The sequence below is a fragment of the Photobacterium kishitanii genome (genome assembly GCF_000613045.3).
In the GTDB taxonomy this organism is placed as follows: domain Bacteria; phylum Pseudomonadota; class Gammaproteobacteria; order Enterobacterales; family Vibrionaceae; genus Photobacterium; species Photobacterium kishitanii.
Genome location: NZ_LN794352.1, coordinates 643,583 through 663,761 on the forward strand (window position 1 = coordinate 643,583; position 20,179 = coordinate 663,761).

At 40.2% G+C, this 20,179-nt stretch carries 18 protein-coding genes; 7 read left to right on the plus strand and 11 right to left on the minus strand.

The features are described 5' to 3' along the window. Positions 1-21: 21 nt before the first annotated feature. Positions 22-831 carry a tRNA cyclic N6-threonylcarbamoyladenosine(37) synthase TcdA gene (tcdA, locus tag PPBDW_RS03300; RefSeq protein WP_036793381.1) on the plus strand — a complete coding sequence of 270 codons (810 nt, stop codon included), beginning with the start codon at positions 22-24 and terminating at the stop codon, positions 829-831. Positions 832-905: 74 nt separating this feature from the next. On the opposite strand, the gene csdE is transcribed toward tcdA, so the two are convergent. Then, complete coding sequence (gene csdE / locus PPBDW_RS03305; protein ID WP_036793382.1) at positions 906-1,346, minus strand: cysteine desulfurase sulfur acceptor subunit CsdE; 441 nt, start codon at positions 1,344-1,346, stop codon at positions 906-908. 19 nt (positions 1,347-1,365) lie between these two features. Beyond that, complete coding sequence (gene csdA, locus PPBDW_RS03310) at positions 1,366-2,586, minus strand: cysteine desulfurase CsdA (protein ID WP_036793383.1); 1,221 nt, start codon at positions 2,584-2,586, stop codon at positions 1,366-1,368. Between the two features lie 365 nt (positions 2,587-2,951). Between csdA and PPBDW_RS03315 the strand changes: the two genes are divergently transcribed. The 4 genes from PPBDW_RS03315 to rlmM are packed head-to-tail and all read left to right on the plus strand — an operon-like array spanning position 2,952 to position 6,023. Continuing rightward, positions 2,952-3,872, plus strand: coding sequence for a transcriptional regulator GcvA (locus PPBDW_RS03315; RefSeq protein ID WP_036793384.1), 921 nt, complete (start codon positions 2,952-2,954; stop codon positions 3,870-3,872). After that, positions 3,853-4,533 (plus strand): alpha/beta family hydrolase, encoded by a 681-nt coding sequence (locus tag PPBDW_RS03320; protein WP_036793385.1) that lies wholly within the window; start codon positions 3,853-3,855, stop codon positions 4,531-4,533. Before PPBDW_RS03315 ends, PPBDW_RS03320 begins: the two co-directional genes overlap by 20 nt. Positions 4,534-4,567: 34 nt before the next feature. Further along, positions 4,568-4,927, plus strand: a complete 360-nt coding sequence (locus PPBDW_RS03325) for a DUF423 domain-containing protein (protein ID WP_036796242.1) — start codon at positions 4,568-4,570, stop codon at positions 4,925-4,927. Between the two features lie 10 nt (positions 4,928-4,937). Beyond that, a complete protein-coding gene (gene rlmM, locus PPBDW_RS03330) occupies positions 4,938-6,023 on the plus strand; it encodes a 23S rRNA (cytidine(2498)-2'-O)-methyltransferase RlmM (RefSeq protein ID WP_036793386.1) in 1,086 nt (361 codons plus the stop codon). A gap of 86 nt (positions 6,024-6,109) precedes the next feature. On the opposite strand, the gene xni is transcribed toward rlmM, so the two are convergent. The 5 genes from xni to queF form a co-directional block, all read right to left on the minus strand. Further along, positions 6,110-6,883, minus strand: coding sequence for a flap endonuclease Xni (gene xni / locus PPBDW_RS03335; protein ID WP_036793387.1), 774 nt, complete (start codon positions 6,881-6,883; stop codon positions 6,110-6,112). A 77-nt stretch (positions 6,884-6,960) separates the two neighbouring features. Next, positions 6,961-8,334, minus strand: coding sequence for a nucleotide 5'-monophosphate nucleosidase PpnN (ppnN, locus tag PPBDW_RS03340; protein WP_036793388.1), 1,374 nt, complete (start codon positions 8,332-8,334; stop codon positions 6,961-6,963). 232 nt (positions 8,335-8,566) lie between these two features. Continuing rightward, on the minus strand, positions 8,567-10,126 hold the full coding sequence (locus tag PPBDW_RS03345) for a GGDEF domain-containing protein (protein ID WP_036793390.1): 1,560 nt from the start codon (positions 10,124-10,126) through the stop codon (positions 8,567-8,569). 131 nt (positions 10,127-10,257) lie between these two features. Continuing rightward, positions 10,258-12,537 (minus strand): tetratricopeptide repeat protein, encoded by a 2,280-nt coding sequence (locus PPBDW_RS03350; RefSeq protein ID WP_036793391.1) that lies wholly within the window; start codon positions 12,535-12,537, stop codon positions 10,258-10,260. Between the two features lie 121 nt (positions 12,538-12,658). Next, positions 12,659-13,510, minus strand: a complete 852-nt coding sequence (gene queF, locus PPBDW_RS03355; protein WP_036793392.1) for an NADPH-dependent 7-cyano-7-deazaguanine reductase QueF — start codon at positions 13,508-13,510, stop codon at positions 12,659-12,661. Positions 13,511-13,596: 86 nt separating this feature from the next. Between queF and syd the strand changes: the two genes are divergently transcribed. Together syd and PPBDW_RS03365 are read left to right on the plus strand one after the other, a co-directional pair. Then, positions 13,597-14,151: a SecY-interacting protein gene (gene syd, locus PPBDW_RS03360; RefSeq protein WP_036793394.1), complete on the plus strand. Its 555-nt coding sequence runs from the start codon at positions 13,597-13,599 to the stop codon at positions 14,149-14,151. Positions 14,152-14,154: 3 nt separating this feature from the next. Further along, a complete protein-coding gene (locus PPBDW_RS03365) occupies positions 14,155-14,931 on the plus strand; it encodes a Zn-ribbon-containing protein (RefSeq protein WP_036793395.1) in 777 nt (258 codons plus the stop codon). 39 nt (positions 14,932-14,970) lie between these two features. Here the strand turns inward: PPBDW_RS03365 and PPBDW_RS03370 are convergent, their stop codons facing one another. From PPBDW_RS03370 to PPBDW_RS03385, 4 genes are all read right to left on the minus strand, one after another. After that, a complete protein-coding gene (locus tag PPBDW_RS03370) occupies positions 14,971-15,243 on the minus strand; it encodes a hypothetical protein (RefSeq protein WP_036793397.1) in 273 nt (90 codons plus the stop codon). Positions 15,244-15,269: 26 nt separating this feature from the next. After that, positions 15,270-15,500 (minus strand): DUF2789 family protein, encoded by a 231-nt coding sequence (locus PPBDW_RS03375; RefSeq protein WP_036793398.1) that lies wholly within the window; start codon positions 15,498-15,500, stop codon positions 15,270-15,272. A 3,130-nt stretch (positions 15,501-18,630) separates the two neighbouring features. Continuing rightward, positions 18,631-18,945 (minus strand): DUF3301 domain-containing protein, encoded by a 315-nt coding sequence (locus PPBDW_RS03380; RefSeq protein WP_036793399.1) that lies wholly within the window; start codon positions 18,943-18,945, stop codon positions 18,631-18,633. A 33-nt stretch (positions 18,946-18,978) separates the two neighbouring features. Further along, positions 18,979-20,025 carry a DUF3549 family protein gene (locus PPBDW_RS03385; RefSeq protein WP_080895476.1) on the minus strand — a complete coding sequence of 349 codons (1,047 nt, stop codon included), beginning with the start codon at positions 20,023-20,025 and terminating at the stop codon, positions 18,979-18,981. Between the last annotated feature and the right edge of the window lie 154 nt (positions 20,026-20,179).

Here is a 20,179-nt window from a genome sequence, read left to right on the forward strand (position 1 = left end):
CTCAAGCAGTGTAGAACCAGTATGCGTGAATTAGACACCCCAGCATCCGATAGTTATAACCAGCGTTTTGGCGGCACTCGTCGTTTATATGGCAATAGTGAAGTTGAAATCCTTCGCGCTGCACACGTGTGTGTGATTGGTATTGGTGGCGTAGGCTCATGGGCGGCAGAAGCATTAGCACGTTCAGGGATTGGTGAATTAACCTTAATTGATATGGATGATGTGTGCGTGACTAACATTAACCGTCAAATTCATGCAATGACAGGTACGGTTGGTCAAAGTAAAATTGAAGTAATGGCTGCACGTATTCAATTAATTAACCCTGAGTGTAAAGTTAATTTAATTGATGATTTTATTAGTCCTGAAAATCAAGCCCAATATTTATCAACACAATTTGATTATGTGATTGATGCGATTGATAGTCTAAAAGCTAAAGCGGCATTACTGGCATATTGTAAAAGTAATAAAATTAAAGTTGTTACTATTGGTGGTGCTGGTGGACAAACCGATCCAACCCAAATACAAGTCACCGATTTGACTAAAACAATTCAAGATCCATTGGCTAGAAAATTGCGTGAAACATTGCGTCGCCAGCATAATTTTACTAAAAATCCTAAGCGTAAATTTGGTATTGATTGTGTTTATTCCACTGAGCATTTGAAATACCCACAAGCTGATGGTTCTGCGTGTGCGATAAAAGCAACGGCGGAAGGGCCAAAGCGAATGGATTGTGCCAGTGGTTTTGGCGCTGCAACGGTGGTAACTGCTAGTTTTGGTTTTGTAGCAGTAGCCCACGTTATTAAGAAACTAATTGAAAAATATCGTCAATAAGTCATAACGTTGGTGATAAGTAGTAGTAAAAAGCGGATCGTTTGAATCCGCTTTTTTGTGGTTGCTAGCGAGTATTATTGCTGTGCGAGTTGCTTTATTTGTTCAACAATTGCTTTTAAGCCATTACCTCGCGAAGGACTTAAATGAGCGATAAGTCCTAAGTTTTCAAAATAAGTATCGATATCAAAGCTGTTAATTTCTGCAGCAGTTTTACCATGATAAGCAGTGAGCACTAGCGTAATTAAGCCTCGCACAATACGTGCATCTGAATCGGCAATAAAGTAATAACGATCATCAATAATTTGATGGTGTAGCCAAACTTGTGATTCACAGCCACTAATTTTAAGTTGATCTTGTTTATAACTGTCATTCAATTGTGGCAGCTTTTTACCTAGCTGAATAACGTTGCGATAGCGATCTTCCCATCCCGTCGCAGCTTGCATTTGCGCAATGATATCGGCAGTGGTGATCTCTGTCCCAAATGGGTGCTGAGGTAGTGTTATAGTGGTGGTCATCTTTTTTCCTTGGCTGCAACTACAATAAATCGCAGGCTTTATGTAGCGCTGTAATAAAACGCGCGACATCTTGTTGATCATTATAAAGAGCTAATGATACCCGTAATGTTCCTGTTAATCCTAGCGCATCAAGCATTGGATGTGCACAGTGGTGGCCTGCGCGTAGTGCAATATGCTGTTGATCAAGCAAGGTCGCAATATCTTGATGATGGACACCATCGACCACAAAAGAAAATAAGCTCGCATTCGGTTGAAGACCGATAACTCTCAAGCCATCAATATTCTGAATACCGTCTAAAGCTTGTTGACGTAAACGCGCAATATGTTGTTCCGCGCCTTGGCGATCGATACTTTGTAGCCATTCAATTGCTGCTGCAAGGGCTAAACTACCCGCAACATTGGGCGTACCGGCCTCAAATTTACCCGGTAAACCTGCATAATGAGTACCGGCAAAAGACACTTTTTCGACCATCTTACCGCCACCGTGCCATGGTGGCATCGCTTCTAGCAGGGCTTGTTTGCCATAGAGTACGCCAATACCTGCTGGTGCATAAATTTTATGGCCAGAGAATACATAGAAATCGGCATCAAGTGTTTGAACATTAACTTGTTCATGAGCTATACCTTGAGCGCCATCAACCACCACTACAGCACCATATTGATGGGCTGCCGCTATCATTGACTCTATCGGGTTGCGAGTGCCGGTAACATTGGTGATATGAGCAATCGCAACAATTTTTGTTTTGGCTGACAATAGATGGTGATAGGCGTCGATATCTAATGTGCAATTACTGCACATTGGAATTTTAACTACTTTTGCACCAGTTTGTTCAGCGACCATCTGCCAAGGCACAATATTGGCATGGTGTTCCATTTCACTAACTAAAATTTCATCATCTGCTTGTAAGTGGGTGCGAGCATAGGTTTGGGCGATCAGATTTAATGCTTCAGTGGCACCACGAGTCCAAATGATTTCTTTGTGGCTAGCTGCGCCAATAAATTTTTGTACTGTTGCTCGTGCTTGTTCAAAAGCTAAGGTAGCGTTAGCCGTTAAACTATGGCTGCCTCGATGCACATTGGCATTATAGCCGCGGTAATAGTGACTTAGAGTATCGATAACAATCGCGGGCTTTTGAGCTGTCGCCGCGCTGTCTAAATAAACCGCTCGCGGTGCGACATCTGAATGTTGCAGTGCTGGAAATTGGGTTTGAATTTGCTTGATATCGAATGGTATGGTCATAGCGGGTCACATTACAGAAATTTGAATTATCGATGATGCTAATAAATGCAAGGAAGAGCAAGTGTTGCGATGATTTTTGAGCAATAAAAAAATAGCACTGCGTTGGGGCGCAGTGCTAACAATTATTTTGACACCAAGGTCAAAATACAGGAAGTAAAGCGGTAGATAACTACCTATCCGGCAGGATCCGGACAATATGCAAACACAACATCGTAATGTTGATTTAGCGGTTAGCCAGAGGGCAAAACACAAAATGTTCATCAACATTACGGGGCGAATAATAGGGTTTATATAGCACTTAAACAATGGACAATTTATAATGTTTGAGATGAAAAAAACTAATGCATTAGAGAGCATCGAAAAGTATGTCTAGACGTTTACCTCCGCTTAACTCATTAAAGGTGTTTGAAGCCGCTGCGAGGCATTTAAGTTTTACTCGAGCAGCCGAAGAATTGTTTGTTACTCAAGCCGCAGTTAGCCATCAAATTAAAGCCTTAGAGGAATTTTTGGGGTTAAAGTTATTCCGTCGTCGCAATCGTTCGTTGCTATTAACCGAAGAAGGGCAAAGCTACTTTCTTGATATTAAAGATATCTTTTCATCGATTTCAGATGCGACAGATAAGGTACTAGAAAGAGGCTCAAAAGGTGCATTAACCATTAGTTTACCTCCTAGTTTTGCAATTCAATGGTTGGTACCAAGATTAACTGATTTTAATGAACAACACCCTGAAATTGACGTCCGTATTAAAGCCGTTGATCTTGATGAAGGCTCATTGACAGATGATGTTGATGTGGCGATTTATTATGGTCGTGGTAATTGGTCAGGTTTACGTGCAGATAAGCTATACCAAGAGTTTATGATGCCAGTGTGTTCGCCAATGTTATTGGTTGGTAGTAAGCCATTACGTACTATCGAAGATTTAAAATTACACACCTTATTACATGATACTTCTCGTAAAGAGTGGAAGAACTATGTCCGCCATTATGATGTGAAGGGGGTCAATGTTAATCAAGGACCTATCTTTAGTCATTCAACGATGGTGCTACAAGCCGCAGCTCACGGACAGGGCATCGCATTAGGTAATAATGTTTTAGCCCAGCCTGAATTAGAAGCCGGAAGACTGGTGTGTCCGTTTGATGAAATTTTGGTTAGTAAAAATGCTTTTTATTTTGTATGTCAGGAAAAACAAGCAGATACCGGCCGTATTCAAATTTTCCGTGATTGGATTTTAAATAAAGCCCGTAAAGAGCAAGAGGATATGCCTGATGTTATCGAAGAAGTGTGACTATCTGATTGATGGTCCTGATGCTGAAGATGCCATAGCAACGTTTTTATTTGCTCATGGTGCTGGCGCTGGAATGGATCATGCCTTTATGACCACCGTCGCGGCAGGTTTAGCAGTACACAATATTCAAGTGGTACGGTTTAATTTTCCGTATATGGTTAAGCGGGCTGAAGACGGTAAAAAGCGTCCGCCAGATCGTCAACCTAAATTATTACTCGATTTTCAAACTCACATCGAGCAGTTTGATAATGGCAAGTTAGTCATTGGTGGTAAATCGATGGGGGGGAGAATGGCAAGTTTGATGGTGACTGATATTGCCGCTGAAACACCACAGGTTAATAATTGTGCCTCGAAAGTACGCGGTGTTGCTTGTCTTGGTTTTCCTTTTCATCCGCCAGCAAAGCCTGAAAATTATCGCGGTGATCATCTGGCAACGATCACAGTACCAACCCTGATTCTACAAGGTGAACGCGACACTTTTGGTATTCGTAGTGAAGTTGAGCAATGGCCATTTTCGCCGCAAGTACATTGTCAATTTTTAGTGGATGGTGATCATGGTTTTAAACCACGTAAAGTCTCTGGTCATACTGAAGCAGAAAATATAGCAATTGCGATTGCTGCATTAGCAACTTTTATTAAGGATTGTGTCAGTGAGTGTTGAGTTAACTTCTAAACAAGGTCAACAATCGCGGTTAATGTTGGTGTTTGCTGCATGTAGTGGTGTGATAATGGTGGCCCTCGGCGCGTTTGCAGCTCATGGTTTAAGTCATAGATTAGCCCCTTATTTACTTGATGTGTTTAAAGTCGGGGTCCAATATCAGGCCTGGCATACATTGGCATTATTAGCTTGTGGAATATTGTCACGCTTTTTGCCATCAAAAGCGTTATCATACGCGGCGCTGTTTTTTGGCCTCGGTATAATTTGCTTTAGCGGCAGTTTATATGCATTGGCATTAACTGGCATTAAGTGGTTTGGTCCTATCACTCCGATGGGCGGAATATGTTTTATTATTGGCTGGGTGATGCTCGCAATAGCAGCCTGGCGTTCAGCTTGAGGGTTCCAACGTGAATCAAGTTTTATTGTACTGTCGTCCTGGCTTTGAAAAAGAATGTGCCGGAGAGGTTCAAGACAAAGCAAATACGCTGGAATTGTTTGGTTTCCCTCGGGCGAAAAACAATTCAGGTTATGTGTTATTTGAGTTTTACCAAGCGGGTGATGCAAATAAGTTTATTCAATTGCAGCCATTTTCGCAGTTGATTTTTGCTCGTCAAATGTTTGCTGCTTCAGCAATGCTAACAGGTCTACCATCAGAAGATCGTATTTCACCTATTTTAGAAGCTATTGGTGAAAATTTCCCTATCTGTGGCGATTTACGTATTGAAACACCTGATACCAATGAAGCGAAAGAGCTATTGAAGTTCTGCCGTAAATTTACGGTGCCATTACGCCAAGCAATGCGTAAGCGTAATATTTTATACGTTAAAGATAACCATAAAAAACCAGTATTACACGTGTGCTTCATTGCTCCTGGCTGTTGCTTTGTTGGTTATTCTTACCCGCAAAATAACTCCCAATTTTTTATGGGTATTCCGCGTCTTAAATTCCCTGCTGATGCGCCAAGTCGTTCAACATTGAAATTAGAAGAAGCTTTCCATGTGTTTATTCCACGTGAAGAGTGGGATGAACGTTTAGCCCCTGGTATGTGGAGTGTTGATTTAGGTGCTTGTCCTGGTGGTTGGACGTATCAATTAGTGAAACGTTCGATGTTCGTTCATGCGATTGACAACGGCACTATGGCACAAAGCTTAATGGATACTGGCCAAGTTAAATATCATGCTGTTGATGGCTTTAAATATGAACCAGCACGTAAAAATATTACTTGGATTGTCTGTGACATGATTGAAAAGCCTGCTCGTGTAGCGCACCTTATGGGTGAATGGCTGATTAAAGCATGGGCAAAAGAAGCTATTTTCAATCTTAAACTGCCAATGAAAGGTCGTTATGATGAAGTGCTGCAAGATATTGAAAATCTAAAAGTACTACTGATTAAAAATGGTGTGAAGTTTAAGCTTCAAGCAAAACATTTATACCATGACCGCGAAGAAATCACCGTCCATATTCAACGTTTAGATAATCGCTCTGCGTATTAATTTGCATATAGCGTAGCGAATTATTATGAACGCCATCCTTACGAGGGTGGCGTTTTTTTATTGCTAGAATATGCGTTGAATTAATTCTAATTAGCTTCGTGATAACGGATATCTTGCAAATTAAATCCAAGTACTAAATCAGTTTTTAAGCTTGCAACGGCTTTGGATGCGCGTGCTATATCTTCATTGCCACTGATTTTCTTGTGCCATTTAGGGGCAAGATCAGTGGCGGTCAGCACAGACTCAAGACTAGGGTAGAGGCTTAATAACTCAACCGCGGCTTTGGGACCAATCCCTGCAATGCCAGGTATTTTACTGGAGCTGATCCCCGCTAATCCCCAGTAGTCCGTTAATAATTGCGGCTTAACGCCATATTCTTTTTCAATAAACGGGCTATCAAGCCAACGTTGTTGAAAGTAATCACGAATACGTAATGTTGGCTGTAATAACTGACAATACCCTTTGTCGGTTGAAACGATAGTGACCTGTTCGTTACGAGAAGCAACTTTTAAGGCTAAGGTTGCTACTAAGTCATCGGCTTCATCACCGTCTGATAATAATGAATCAATACCAATCGCCATAAACGCATCTTGAATGCTATCCATGCCTGTTAGTAGCTCTGGCGGCATCGGTTTACGGCCTTCTTTATAGTGTGGCAGTAGCTCTGCTCGCCAGCCGCGATCATCACTATTATGATCAAACACCGCCACTATATGACTCGGTTTGGTGCTACTAATGATTTTCTGTAATGCCTGACAACAAACTCTAGCAGTGTTGTCTACATCGGGTTGCCCCGGTTGCGCTGCATGAACGCGACGAATAAGATTTAATGCATCAATAACAACAAGGTGAATAGCCATAAATAAATTCTATTTAGATGAATAAAAGGAGCGCTTAGGCTCCTTATTGTACGCAAAACTGTAATCAAATAACGAACTTATTTCGTTTGGTCGTGAGAGTTTACAATTTCATAACAAGGATCATATTTACTGCCTGGTAATTTCATGCGCTGCTGTTCCACAAAATTTTTCAACAGCTTATCCATTCGTTGCATCAACACTTTATCGCCATCAATCTTAAACCGGCCATATTGCTCGATTTCATGAATGCCTTCTTCTTTGACATTACCGGCAACGATACCAGAGAAAGCTCGGCGTAAATTAGCTGCCAGTTTTTCTTTCGGTTGATCCATGTGTAAATCTAAGCTTGCCATTGCTTTATGAGTCGGGGCAAATGGCATTTGGAAATCTTCTGGAATCGTCAGTGACCAGTTAAAACAATAAGCATCACCCGTGGCTAAACGATGTTCTTTTACGCGAGCCATGGCAGCTTTCATTACCTGTGCTACTTCAGCCGGATCGCCGATAATAATTTGATAATGCTGGGTGGCGGCCTCACCTAAGGTATCGCGAATAAAATCATCTAAAGTACGGAAGTAAGCTTCACTTTCTTTAGGACCTGTAAGGATTAAGGGTAATGGTTGTTCTGCATTGTCGGGGTGCATTAAAATCCCCAGAATGTACAGTAATTCTTCAGCAGTCCCTGCTCCTCCTGGGAAAATGATAATTCCATGACCAATTCGAACAAACGCTTCTAAACGTTTTTCAATATCGGGCAAAATAACTAACTCATTGACGATAGGGTTTGGTGGCTCAGCGGCAATAATTGATGGCTCAGTTAAGCCAATAAAACGACTCTCAGAGTAGCGTTGTTTAGCATGACCAATGGCAGCCCCCTTCATTGGGCCTTCCATTGCGCCAGGACCACAACCCGTACAAATATTGAGTTCGCGTAAGCCTAATTCATTGCCTACTTCACGGGTATATTGGTACTCAACCGGGTTGATCGAGTGTCCGCCCCAGCACACGATAATATTTGGGTCTTCGCCTGCATGCAGCGTACGTGCGTTACGTAATAGGCTAAATACAAAGTCAGTAATATGCGGTGCGCTGGCAAGATCGATATCGTTACGACGTGCTATATGCATATCAACATAAATAATGTCGCGTAAAACTGAAAACATGTGTTCTTGAATACCACGAATAATACGCCCATCTACAAAGGCATGTTCAGGTGGATTGACGAGCTCTATTTTAATACCTCGTTCTCGACGTAATAAATTAATCGCAAAATCGAGGTGTTTTTCTAGGATTTCTTTCGAGTTATCGGTATGGCTGCCTGAATTTAGAACGGCGAGTGAGCAGTTGCGATAGAGACGATATAAATCGCTGGATGCTGTTGCTTTTAAGCTGTCGGCTTCTATTTGTGATAATAGGTTCATAGCGCCGATAGGGCTGATATGCGTTATCATAATAACCTCCCTGGTAATGATGAAAAGCATGTTCATTTATTGATATAAGGCAGTGACGCAAGGCGTAATCACCAAGGGACTGGTGCTAAAATCAAATAAAGAACAGGAAGTTGACAGTAATATAATTTACTTTTCTATTGTTACCATACACAGTGATTTTATCTTTGACCAGTAAATGATAGTAATAATATAAGCGAGCCGAATGGATGTGCGTATTGGCGTCGGTGGGAGGCTAATTATGGTGAGTGACAATGTTACCGTGCTGGTGCTGAGTATGAAGTAATGTTGTTTCAAGACGTTCAATCACATTCTTGGGGATGTCGTTATTGGTAAAAAATGAGCTACTAATAGAGACTGACATCGATACACTTTGACCTTTAAAGTGTAATGGCAGTTGAGTGACAGCCGTGCGAATGGTTTGTACTGTTTGGTGTCGCTGTTGCTGATTAATGTCAGTGATCAATAACATAAAGGCATCGTCACTAAAACGCGCAATAAAGTCGGTTGGATTGAGTTGCTGGCTAATGGTTTGGGCGATAATTTTAAGTGCTTTATCTCCAGCATGATGACCATAATTATTATTGATATGGCTGAGATTATCAATATCAACCAGCATTAACAGTAATGGATTTTGGTAACGTAACCAACGTTGATATTCATGTTCAAGACGATCATCAAACGCATTACGGTTGTAGGTCTGGGTTAATTTATCACGGAAGATATTTTGTTGCTGTTGGCTCAAACGTTGGTGGTAGCTGTAAGTCTGTTCTTGTAAATTCAGCACTTTATTATCATTGTGACTTAACTGTTCTAGTAGCGCTTGCTCTCGTTGCTCTAGTTGGCTATTACGTTGCGCTAATTGTTGTAATTCATGCGCAATCTTCAATAATGATTCAGGTGCTGTTTCTATCGTATTTTTAGTCTTCAGCTCTTGGTTAATATTCGTCACTATTGTTGAGATGCGAGTGTTAAAGTCACGTCGATGTTGATGTAATACTGAAAAAGAACTGGCTGTTTTCGATGTATTTTTTTGTAACGAAGCTAAATCACTATTGAGTGTATTTAGAAACCGCTGCGAGGCATGACGTTCAGCATGAGTCCCTGTGACAATAAGACCTAATACTTGTAATAATAACGTCTGTAATGTTTTTTGATCGACGCTTTGTGCTAATTGATTACGAATAGTAAATAGTTGTTCACCTTGCTCATTGGTAAAATCTATCTCTGTGATAAGGCGTTGTAATTCAGCAACTAACTCAATTTCAAAATTTTGCTGATTATCACTAGATAGCGTTGTGCCGTTATTATTCGCTGCAATTAATTTTATACTGCGTTCATACAGTTCTAGTAAACGTAATATACGCTGATGATTCTCTAATAATGTTGTCGATGGCTGGTTGAAAAGACCGCGTAGATCTCGTTGCAATGATGCAGGTAAACCTTGGTAATGTGACAGAGTGCGTCCGCGTTGATTAACGTGACTTTGTAACTGTTTGCTTTGGCGTTGGATTACATCAGCTTGCTGGATAACCAGACGTTCCACAATAGCTAACCGAGGAATGAGTCGACTAATTTCTAATGGTTGTTCGAGATCATGGGTTATTGTGTGTAACGTACTATCAAGATCGTTATCAAGACCTCGGCAGGCAACCGCTAATCGAGTAATAAGGCGTTTTAATATTACAGTCTCGCGTCGCGATTTTAGATTAGAATCACGGTAAGAAAGTTGGGCAAGGTCTAACTGCTGCTTTAGAACACTGATTTCGGCAACAATGGCATTAATATCTGTCATTGGTTATGCATCTGCACTAATACGATTAAATCCATTTAATTCATAATGTTACTGTAATAATCGTAACATGCTACCAAAAATAAAACCTGATAGTTAGCGCTATTTGTCAGAGTTTCGTATCATTTATATATTTAATTGATATCTTTGTTAAGATTGTGATCGTAGTTCCAGATTATTTCATTATTGGTTGAACTACGAACTTTTACTAACCCTTTATCTATCCCTTCAATACAAGAACGGCGGATATTATCACCAACAAAACTGGCAGCAGGGGCAGCATCAATCGCGCATATATGAACCCAGTTGCTACCTGGTTGTTTATCATTGAGTCTTACACCAACATTGACGGTCATTAGTAATATGTCAATTAACTCTTGATCATTAATTGCAGTATACGCTCGAGGTAAGAAAGGGTACTCGGCCATACCTATTTGTAATGAATTATCGATGTTTAACGGTAAGGTATAATTATCAATTAATTGCTGCATCGAGTCTGCAAGTTGTTTTGGATCACAGCTTAAACGTGCATTGGGCTCGATATATAAAAACATAGCATCAGAAAAATGATAAATACGAGCAGGTTCTAATACTTGCTGTTGTAAATAATTGCCAAATTCTTTTTCTGCGGTAAGTCCTTGTTGATAGCCTTTTTCTAGATAAATACGCTTTAAGAATGAGACTTCAAATAGTGCAAATCGTAGCCGATCACTTAGAGGTTCATTAATAATCTCACCCAGATGCCATTGTTCAAAGTTAGCACTACTCTGTTGGAGTGAATTGGCTAAACGGGCATTGAGCATCCGTAGATTACGTAATCCACTACGAGGATGAGTATAGTAATCTGTGGTTAACTTAGTGAGTTGCTGCTTTAATTGTTTATTAATGTGCTGGCGGCGCCATAACAGTAATAACATAATAACTAACACCCCAATTAGGGCTAAAGATATTTGCTGCTGTTTATATAATGCATTTTGATTAATGAATTGCTCTCGCTCCATCTCTTCCAGTCTGAGTGAACGCTCCATCATTTTTTGTTGTTGCTTAAATACTTCAGTATTGCTTTTATTTGCACTTTTTTGTTTGCCAGCATATAGCTGTTCATAGCGGCGCTGACTGAGGAGGGCATTGTAGTAATCATTTTGCTTTTCAAATGCCTCAGATAAAATGGACTCACCCATTAATTGCAAACTTGTGGCGCCAATACGACTAGCTGAAATTAAGCCGGCTTGTAATGATGTAATTGCATCATCTAATTCGCCTTTTTCTAACTCTAATTGCCCTTGGAGGATCTGGCTTTCAGCGACAATGTTCTCATTACCACTTTGTAGGGCAAGATTACGAGCTTGAACAATGTATTGTTCTGTTTTGGGATAGTTATATAGATGTAAGTAAACTCGCGCAATATTGAGCCGTAAATTCGCTGAGCGAACATCATGTTTAAGCTGATTCTCTTGGTCAAGGGCATTAAAGTAATGCACGAGAGCAAGGTTATAACGCCCTTGTTGTTCATAGATAGAGGCAATTAGGGTTAATGTTCTCGCTAACTGTTGAGTACGTTTATAACGTTCAAAAAATTCCCCAGCTTGAGTCGCATGTTCTAATGCTTTATCAAACACATGCCGTTTTTCAAAGAGTTGAGCTAATTCATAATTAGCCCGTGCAATTTGTGGTTGATCATCATTTTCAACTGCTAACCAATAACCACTTAATAAGCGATCAAGTGCCATATCATAATGATCATGACGTAAATAATGCTGACCTAATGTGAGTTGATAGTTAATGATTTCATCTTTATCGTCAAATGCGACTAAATAACCTTTAGCTTTGATAAACAGTTTTTCTGCTGCTTCATCTTTACCAATACTTGATTCAATCAGCGCTCGTAGCATCAGTGATTGATATTTTAATTCTTGTAGTTGGCGGGTAACTTTTATTGGCTGTGCATGCTTCATATCAGCGCTAAGCGTATTGAGCATTTTTAGTGCGGTGGCACTGTTACTTAAGTTAACCCAGTAAAATTGAGCTAATAAAATCCGACTTTCAAAGACATTGAACATAAGTTTATTATCAAGTGCTTTTTTTTCAGCTTTTTTGATAACGCTAATTGCTTGTTCTGGCCGTTGTAGAAGAGATAAAGCTTGCGCTTGGAGTTGCAATGCATTGATAGTATTAAGTGGGGTACGGGTAGAATGATCTGTTTCACCGCTAAGATGGACTCGTGATGGATCTTGTGGCTGGCTTAGACGACGTTGTTCGAGGTAGCTTTGGGTGATTGTAAGCGTACGCTCTGGTTGATTAACTAATAAATTATGAGCTTCAGTGAGGATCGGCGAGCTATAAATTTTTGCTTGAAGATCAAATGAAGTTGTTAGTAATACTAACCCAGAAAGAAATAGGCCGCGAAAATTCATATAATCTCAAAACAGCAGAATAACACACAAGATGAGATTAATTTTACTGGGTTAAAGCATCAAGTCCAGCAAAGTAAAGCTTTTTACCGGACTTAATGTTGAATTCGTCGTGAGGATCTAATTACTGACGCGCAAGACGGAAATTATCGCTTGGGGTTTTTCCCATGTTTGTACGATATGGGTTGATATCTAAACCACCACGACGGGTATAACGAGCATAAACAGTCAGTAATTCAGGCTGACAAAAACGCATAATATCGTTAAAGATACGCTCAACACATTGTTCGTGAAATTCATTATGGTTACGGAATGATACAATGTAACGCAGTAATTGTTCACGATCGATACGATTGCCTTTATAAGCAATACGTACACTTCCCCAATCAGGCTGATTCGTGATTAAGCAGTTTGATTTTAACAAATGGCTATGAACAATTTCTTCCACGATATCATTATTATCAGCGGCACCTTCAAGATATTCAGGCTTGAAAGTATAGTCATTAATTTCAATATCTTGATCGTCAATACATTCGCCAAAGAAATTAACAATCTGTTGCTCATTAAAATCCGTAAGCGGCTGAATGGTGACATCAACCTCTGCGCCTGCACAACGTGATAAATCGATTTGCAGAGTATCTGCAATATCTTGCCAACCATCAAAGCGTGTTTGATTGAAGCTGTTAAGGTACAGTTTAAAAGATTTTGATTCAATAAGGTTTGGGCTTGATGCGGGTAAACGCACTTCACCAATGGCAACTTGTGGTAAGCCTTTTTTATTGAGCCAAGATAATTCGTATAATGTCCAAATATCATAGCCAGTAAATGGCAGTGCATCATCGCTGATATTAAGATCGGTACGGTTCAGGCTTCTTGGTACAGGTTGCAGTAGCGATGGATCATACTGATCTTTATACTCTGTCTTTTGGCCAAGGGTTAAACCGGCTAATTCTTTAGCGTCTTTATATTTACTCATACTGTCTATGACACTCTTGGATTAGAATAGATGTCCGTCGAAACGGTTTAAACCTAAAGTTTACTGAATCTTTTATGAGGTTGCGAATGAATCATCCTGTTACCTGCGCTTTATCTGATTTTTCTGCTCGTTATTTACAAGCATGGTGTGATGCAGATCGCGGTTTTCCTGTAAGTGAGCATTTAGTTGGGCTTATTTCACCTTGTGTTGTCGATGATGATGGTCAAAATGTGACCTGGAAACCGATTGAGCGTCAACCTACGATCACTTTAGATGGGGTTGAAAAAGGCATGGATTTATCACTTCATAGTGATATTAACGCTTTTTATGGATCGCAATTTAGCGGTGATATGAGCGCTATGTTTGGTGATTTATCACTTGATTTATTGCAAGCATTTAATGATGACGATATTGATCGTTTACAGCAAAATATTTTAGGACACTTAGTTACTCAACGCCGTATGAAGCTTAAACCAACAGTGTTTATTGCAGTATTGGATGATGAATCAAAAGTGATTTCTATTTGTAATTTAACCGGTCAAGTGGTGTTAGAAACTCTCGGGAAAGATATTCGCCAAGTGTTAGCGGCTGATGTTACGACGTTCTTGCAGCAATTACAGCCACTAGTGATTGAGGTGTAGATAGTGTTTGTTGTTGAGCTGCAATTTGAATGTTTTGATAACACAACTTTATCGCAAGTCGATAGTGCGATAAATGGCTTGATGGATGCTTTGCGTTATAACGGTCAAGTACTGGGGCGTGAATTTCCGGTTGTGATCGATGACGGTGTCTTTCGAGTACGAGTTGTGTGTCCTGAAAAGGAGAGTTTGCATTCACGCTATAATAGCCCTCAAGTGTGTGCATGTTATGAGCAATTAACGTTATCGTGCTTACTAACCCCTAAAATAAAAGTATTAGGGGTTGATCTTAATTCTGATTCTGTAGCGGAAAACTTTTCACCATCGTGGCAAGTGCTTTATACCACGTATGTTCACAGTTGCTCACCACTTCGTAGCGGTGATACGTTGCTACCAATACCACTATATCAGACCGGGGCAACAATTGATGGTGATTATAAAGCGGTTGTTAAGTGGCAGACTGAATGGCAAGCATTTGATGAAATTCAGATGGCGATAAGAAGCCAAACAGCAGTTAGTATGGCATTAGCGGAGATTGGCGATATAGATAGCGAGCTTTTTGTACGTGGGCGTGAGTTGTGTCGTCATATAGAAGTAACAACAGAAGTCCCAACGTATTATTATCAATACCGTGTTGGTGGTAAAGATAAAGCCACAGAGCTAGCTCGTCGATGTCCTAGTTGTGATGGTGAATGGCGACAATCAGAAGCCTTACATGGTTTGTTTCATTTCAAATGCGATCGATGTCGAATCGTATCAAATATGTCGTGGAATTTTCAGTAATATAAAAAAGCACCTTTAAATTTAGGTGCTTTTTTATTACTAGCGATCAGCTTCTAATCGAGCCAAACGGGTTGAGAGTGCAAGCACTTGTTGCTCTAGTTGCTCTATACGTTGTTCGGCGGTTAATACTCGATGTTGCTTCTCTATATGAGGGACTTTGGCGTTTTTTTGCCATGCTTGCAGTGCTTTTATTATCACCGGAATAGGCAGAGATGTTGTTAGTCGTGCTTTAATTAATGCAACTGATGGCTGTTTTTTTTCAGTAACTAACTGTTTAATAACCTGTTCTATTTCTTGGGTGATGGTCGACATTATCATTCCTAATGTAAAAGTAGTTATTATTTTCTAAGTAAAGCATCTAATTGATCGATGACTTCGCACCAATCAGCGTCTTGCTGTTGTGCCTCAATAATAAATTGTTGCTGAGCAGGAACTAAAAATGGTGCTTCAGCTAATTTTTGTTGTTGTTCTAATCCATGGGTTTGTAAAAAATGCTCAATAGATTCAGTTGAATTATCTAACCCTAATTGACTGAATAAGTTAGCTAAGTCGTGGTTGAATGCTTCCATGTTGACTCCTTACTGTGCACTATTTTCCTCTGAGTGAGTATAGTGGATATCTACTTAAATAGTTATTTTACTCAAATAGCCAATATCGTTGTAAGAGATCTCTTACGCGGATGTAAGATATTGAGTTTATTTTTAGTAGATATGACTATTTGTTTTTTAATAACTAATTGATATTAGTTGTTTTTTGTTTTTACTCTACGGGTGGGATGAAAATAAATATCAGAAAATGTTTAAACATATATTGTGGATAATAATGAAAAGCGTAATCTTATCAGCGTCGGAAGGAACTGATATTACGGAACAGGAAAGTGCCACGGATGCAGGCAGTCTCTGGATGAGATACTGGTAAACTAGGATGGTTTATCGGACATGGAATGTGAAGGGAATAGCGTAGGATGCGATAAAAAGTAAACAGGATGTTTACTGGTCAGGATGACACTAGGATAACTTCAGGATGAAGTAGGGAACACCTCTAGGATTGAGGCATAAAGGATCACTTCAGGATGAAGTAAAGGACACCTCCAGGAAGGAGAGGAGAGTCAGAACAGGATGTGATGACGGGTTAGGATGACCACAGGAACAACTTCAGGATGAAGTATAAAGGACAATGCTGACGGAACACAGCAGTCAACGGATGGATGCAGGGAGCAACATAGTAGCGGGATAGCTGCAAGCAAGACCTCAGGGCGTGACGAAAGTCACGCCCGCTCTTTTTTGTGCGATAAGCTTAAGTGGGTTTTTATTTGACGGATTAAATAACATCGGTTTTATTTCGCACCTCGCACCTCGCACCTCGCACCTCGCACCTCGCACCTCGCACCTCGCACCTCGCACTTCATATTTACCTGTTATAAGAACGGCATTTTACGGTTTATAACAGGATATGATAAATAATGAATAGTTATTGGCTGCCTTCTGTGTGCGAGATCTCTTACAAATGCGTGGGAGATAAGCATGAAAGAGTAGCTACATATCTACATCTGTATGTTTAACCTTTTGTTTTATAGTGCTTTGTTCTGGGGCGGGTATTCTTTTTTGATAATAAATCAAAAAAGAGATTTTGAGATATATAGGATTTATACAGTAATTCACATAGTATTAATGGTGTCGGAAGGAACTGACATAACGGAACAGGAAAGTGCCACGGATTGAGGCAGTCTCAGGATGAGATACTGGTAAGCTAGGATGGTTTATCGGACATGGAATGTGAAGGGAATAGCGTAGGATGCGATAAAAAGTAAACAGGATGTTTACTGGTCAGGATGACACTAGGATAACTTCAGGATGAAGTAGGGAACACCTCTAGGATTGAGGCATAAAGGATCACTTCAGGATGAAGTAAAGGACACCTCCAGGAAGGAGAGGAGAGTCAGGCAGGATGTAATGACGGGTTAGGATGACCACAGGAACAATTTCAGGGTGAAATCTAAAGGACAATGCTGACGGAACACAGCAGTCAACGGATGGATGCAGGGAGCAACATAGTAGCGGGATAGCTGCAAGTAAGACCTAAGGGCGTGACGAAAGTCACGCCCTCTCTTTTTTGTGCGATAAGCTTAATGCGTTTTTATTTGACGGATTAAATAACATCGGTTTTATTTCGCACCTCGCACCTCGCACCTCGCACCTCGCACCTCGCACCTCGCACGTTATTAAGAACGGCATTTTACGATTTATAACAGGATATGATAAATGATGAATAGTTATTGGCTCACTTCTGTGTGCGAGATCTCTTACAAATGCGTGGGAGATAAGCATGAAAGAGTAGCTACATATCTACATCTGTATATTTAACATTTTGTTTTATAGTGCTTTGTTCTGGAGTGGGTATTATTTTTTGATAATAAATAAAAAAGAGATTTTGAGATATATAGGATTTATACAGTAATTCACATAGTATTAATGGTGTCGGAAGGAACTGACATAACGGAACAGGAAAGTGCCACGGATTGAGGCAGTCTCAGGATGAGATACTGGTAAACTAGGATGGTTTATCGGACATGGAATGTGAAGGGAATAGCGTAGGATGCGGTAAAAAGTAAACAGGATGTTTACTGGTCAGGATGACACTAGGATAACTTCAGGATGAAGTAGGGAACACCTCTAGGATTGAGGCATAAAGGATCACTTCAGGATGAAGTAAAGGACACCTCCAGGAAGGAGAGGAGAGTCAGAACAGGATGTGATGACGGGTTAGGATGACCACAGGAACAATTTCAGGGTGAAATCTAAAGGATAATGCTGACGGAACACAGCAGTCAACGGATGGATGCAGGGAGCAACATAGTAGCGGGATAGCTGCAAGTAAGACCTAAGGGCGCGACGAAAGTCGCGCCCGCTCTTTTTTGTGCGATAAGCTTAATGCGTTTTTATTTGACGGATTAAATAACATCGGGTTTATTTCGCACCTCGCACCTCGCACCTCGCACCTCGCACCTCGCACCTCGCACAGTTCTATACTTAGTCTGTTAATGATCATATCGTAATCTGTAATGGCTGTTTTCTACTTTGCTTGTGAGATATATCTTACAAAAGTGTGGGATTATTTCTTTATTTGTTGTCATTAATAGTTACTGATAAAATTTAATCATATTAATTATCAATAGATTACGATAAATATCTGTAATATTAATAATTGTTTGTAATAATTAATAGAATGTTTAATATTGCGTCATTTTTCCTGTAAGGTAATATATTGTCATCAGCTGGAGCTGACAAGGATTTAGGAATAGTCATGGAAGTGGTCGCTCAGGAAGAGCAAATAGGTGATGAGGATTATCATCTAGCAGGATGCAAGGATTCTCTGGGATAGAGGCCATAGATAGGATATCTATTAGCCAGGATGGCAATATTCAAGGATGGGATAGGGAATTACTTCAAAACGAAGTCAGGAACAACTTCTAATGAAGCTAAGGACACCTCCTAATGGAGAGAGAGTCAGTGTTGGATATGCTGATGGGTCAAGGATTACCGAAGAGTGACTTCTAGGATGAAGTTAAGATTTACCAGGGGATTAAAGCATATCAAGGATTGATAGCAGGGAGCACTATAGTAGCTGGATTGCTATAAGTAATATCTAAGGGCGTGACAATAATTATTGTCGCGCCCATTCTTTTTAGGGCGATCCCTATTAATAATCACTACTTTCTGGAATACGATGCGGCGGTAAATAAAAATAGCTGGCACGCAGTCGTTTCATTTCTATATAACCTTGATACACATCGACCCCATCGGCTGAAAATTCAAATACGAATACCGTACGCCAGCCCCATTCACCATGATGATCTTTGAGTTTATGTTCACCACGAGCAAAGCTTAACATCTGTAGGCCCATATTTTTGCAACGTTGTTCAATATAATACTGTGCTAATTCAGTTTGACGCCGTTGCTGCCAAAATAAGAAGCCGATAATGGCAATAATTAAAATGCCGAACAGATTATCCATATAATAAAAAGCCCTTATAGACGATAAATATTATCAGTGTTTTTTAGCATGTTGTTGTAGTTTCTGAATCGCAGTGATCAGTGCAGGATCCGCTTGTCCATGGAGTATTTGTAGCATGATCCCACGCAATAATGGCTGCATGACTAGATCGGTAAATAATTGATTAAACAAGGTTTGATCTTGTATTTCGGCTAATCGTAATAAAAACAATGATGCGATATTTGAATCAGTAAAACCACTCCAGCAGCGGCCAGCGATAGCGATCAATACCTCGCGATGACACAATGGCTGTTGATTTAAGATCGTAAGCAGTGTTTGTTGTAATTGTTGTGGTGAACTACCAGCAAGAGCACGAATTAAGGCTGCAATCAAAAATAAATCGGGTTGAGGTTGTTGGCATTCTAGGGTTAAGCGCTCGGTGATACGTTGCGCAAGGGGTTCAGGTATCGAACAGTGCTCAAGGCAGCCTAATAATGCATACAACGGTGTCATTGGCAGATGGTTAAGTGCTTTGCGCAAATAAGTGGCATTATTGTGTTGCGATATACGGGCACAGATATCCGCTAATCCTTGTAACCCAATATGTTGCCATTGCTGCCAATCTTGTTGGCCTGATAAATAAGCTTGCGCATCCGCATAATATTGACTTGGTGGCAAAGAGAGTAATACTCGTAGCTGGGCATTAAAAATAGCCATTTTGTCGTCATTCGGCTTAAATGTGTAAGGGTTATTAGCGAGTTTTTGTTGTTCTTCTTCTGTTGGCGTACTATTTAAACTTGCCCCCATCGCTTCAATAACATACTTAATAAAATCACCCACTGCGGCTTGTTTAAGTAGGCCTCGCTCATCAAGTGGTAATCGTAAGAACCATACCCAAGGTGGCTGTTGATGTTGCCAAAATGAAATAGCAATATGAGCATGTTGCTGAAGTGGCCATGGGTAAGGCTGGCGATTTTCCTCAACGGCTTTAAATTGGTCGCTATTAATTTCATTAACACGACGACCCAAATCAAAAATATTATAACGACAACCTGCGTTATCAAGTAATTGAGTTAAAGTATGAAACGTTTCCATGGACATAATAAATAAAGCTCCTTCAATTAGCTCGTCAGTATAATTAGTAGCATTAACTCAGCATACCTGTGAATAGGCAGCTAATCACCATAATATAGTTGGGGCGTAGTAACTGAAATGCTATTCTGCGCCGTTTTTACGGTCAACAAAGAGGGGTTAC

Bases quoted from the DNA above. Each gene is read 5' to 3' on its own strand.
- PPBDW_RS03315 (WP_036793384.1), top strand. From the start codon at position 2,952: ATGTCTAGACGTTTACCTCCGCTTAACTCATTAAAGGTGTTTGAAGCC.
- PPBDW_RS03345 (WP_036793390.1), bottom strand. From the start codon at position 10,126: ATGACAGATATTAATGCCATTGTTGCCGAAATCAGTGTTCTAAAGCAG.
- PPBDW_RS03380 (WP_036793399.1), bottom strand. From the start codon at position 18,945: ATGGATAATCTGTTCGGCATTTTAATTATTGCCATTATCGGCTTCTTA.
- csdA (WP_036793383.1), bottom strand. From the start codon at position 2,586: ATGACCATACCATTCGATATCAAGCAAATTCAAACCCAATTTCCAGCA.
- xni (WP_036793387.1), bottom strand. From the start codon at position 6,883: ATGGCTATTCACCTTGTTGTTATTGATGCATTAAATCTTATTCGTCGC.
- PPBDW_RS03320 (WP_036793385.1), top strand. From the start codon at position 3,853: ATGTTATCGAAGAAGTGTGACTATCTGATTGATGGTCCTGATGCTGAA.
- tcdA (WP_036793381.1), top strand. From the start codon at position 22: ATGCGTGAATTAGACACCCCAGCATCCGATAGTTATAACCAGCGTTTT.
- syd (WP_036793394.1), top strand. From the start codon at position 13,597: ATGAATCATCCTGTTACCTGCGCTTTATCTGATTTTTCTGCTCGTTAT.
- PPBDW_RS03385 (WP_080895476.1), bottom strand. From the start codon at position 20,025: ATGTCCATGGAAACGTTTCATACTTTAACTCAATTACTTGATAACGCA.
- ppnN (WP_036793388.1), bottom strand. From the start codon at position 8,334: ATGATAACGCATATCAGCCCTATCGGCGCTATGAACCTATTATCACAA.
- PPBDW_RS03370 (WP_036793397.1), bottom strand. From the start codon at position 15,243: ATGTCGACCATCACCCAAGAAATAGAACAGGTTATTAAACAGTTAGTT.
- PPBDW_RS03375 (WP_036793398.1), bottom strand. From the start codon at position 15,500: ATGGAAGCATTCAACCACGACTTAGCTAACTTATTCAGTCAATTAGGG.
- csdE (WP_036793382.1), bottom strand. From the start codon at position 1,346: ATGACCACCACTATAACACTACCTCAGCACCCATTTGGGACAGAGATC.
- PPBDW_RS03325 (WP_036796242.1), top strand. From the start codon at position 4,568: ATGTTGGTGTTTGCTGCATGTAGTGGTGTGATAATGGTGGCCCTCGGC.
- PPBDW_RS03350 (WP_036793391.1), bottom strand. From the start codon at position 12,537: ATGAATTTTCGCGGCCTATTTCTTTCTGGGTTAGTATTACTAACAACT.
- queF (WP_036793392.1), bottom strand. From the start codon at position 13,510: ATGAGTAAATATAAAGACGCTAAAGAATTAGCCGGTTTAACCCTTGGC.